This is a genomic window from Massilia sp. PWRC2, from assembly GCF_049896725.1.
Lineage (GTDB): Bacteria > Pseudomonadota > Gammaproteobacteria > Burkholderiales > Burkholderiaceae_D > JAFCUW01.
This window is the reverse complement of the sequence record NZ_JAFCUW010000060.1, coordinates 1-508: the sequence shown is the minus strand read 5'-3', so window position 1 is coordinate 508 and position 508 is coordinate 1. Positions and strand designations below refer to the sequence as shown.

The 508-nt window shown below is 63.0% G+C and carries 1 protein-coding gene; it reads right to left on the bottom strand.

Features of this window, described 5'->3' with window-relative positions:
* Nucleotides 1-471, bottom strand: a 471-nt coding sequence (locus tag ACP7BZ_RS23035; RefSeq protein WP_426117537.1) for a DDE-type integrase/transposase/recombinase, incomplete at its 3' end; no start/stop codon positions are given.
* Nucleotides 472-508 lie beyond the last annotated feature (37 nt).

Below are 508 nucleotides of genomic sequence, written 5' to 3'. Positions count from 1 at the left end.
GCCACGATCAGCATGCAATGTCAGTGTCCCTGGGACGATCCCTTCGCGCTCGCAGGTGGTTCCGATGAGGCTTTCGGCGAGGGCATCGGACTCGCAGTCGGCGATCATCCAGCCGACCACGTAGCGGCTGAAGATATCGAGAATGACGTACAAATGGAAGTGCGCCGACTTCACTGGCCCCTTTAATTTCGTGATGTCCCAAGACCACACCTCACGCGGCGCAGTGGCCAGCAATTCGGGGCGTGTATAAACTGGATGTTTGAGTTCGTCGCGGCGACCACGCGTGCCGCTGCAGGAGCGCAGCAGACGGTAGAAGGTCGACGCCGAGGCCAGATAGACACCAGCATCGAGCAGCATGGCATAGGCGGTGCGCGGGGCGACGTCGACGTACTCGGGCGAATGCAGCAGCGTCAGGATGACTTCGCGCTCGGCTTCGCTCAGGGCCAGCGGCGAGCGGCGGGGGCGACGCACCGTGTGCTGTGGCAAGCGCACTTGGCAGGCACGATGG